This is a genomic window from Actinomyces succiniciruminis (assembly GCF_900002405.1).
In the GTDB taxonomy this organism is placed as follows: Bacteria; Actinomycetota; Actinomycetes; order Actinomycetales; family Actinomycetaceae; genus Actinomyces; species Actinomyces succiniciruminis.
Map to the genome: position 1 here is coordinate 1 of NZ_LK995480.1, position 571 is coordinate 571.

The 571-nt window shown below is 67.4% G+C and carries 1 protein-coding gene; it reads left to right on the top strand.

Annotation, left to right across the window (positions count from 1 at the left end; genetic code table 11):
- Positions 1–29: 29 nt before the first annotated feature.
- Positions 30–571: DUF8175 domain-containg protein (locus BN1056_RS04070; protein WP_210579293.1), on the top strand; the 542-nt coding region annotated here is incomplete at its 3' end.

Below are 571 nucleotides of genomic sequence, written 5' to 3' on the forward strand. Positions count from 1 at the left end.
CCGCTTCTGTGGAGTCCTCTGCTGCCTCGGTGGACGGTGATGTGTCGGTGTGTGGCCTTGGGGCTGGGGATCAGGGTGAGCCGACCGGGGCCCTGGGGGTCAGCACCATCCAGATCACCGATGACCTGGCGGTGCCCGACGTGGCCGGCGTGGGTCCCGGCATCACCGACGACGGAGGGATCACCCGCTGCTTCGCCCACTCCCCAACAGGAGCCACCGTGGCCGCGTATAACGCGATCAAGTGGATCTCGTCCAACCAGCGCCTGGACGAGGTCACCCAGGAGCTGCTGGCTGACGGGTCCGACAAGGACCGCATGGCCAAGGAGGTCGAGCAGACCTGGGACGGATCGACCACCACGCCGGTGAGCGTGTGGGGCTACAAGACCGAGATCCGCTCCGCGGATGAGGTGGTGGTGACCCTGGCCGTCACCCAGACCGGCGTCACCACCCGCCCCGTGGCCTGGCCCATGGTCATGGTCTGGGAGCACGGCGACTGGAAGGTCAAGCCACCCTCCACCGCCTCCTGGGGCCAAGAGCAGATAGAGGGAACGGTCTACAGCGCCGGATACGA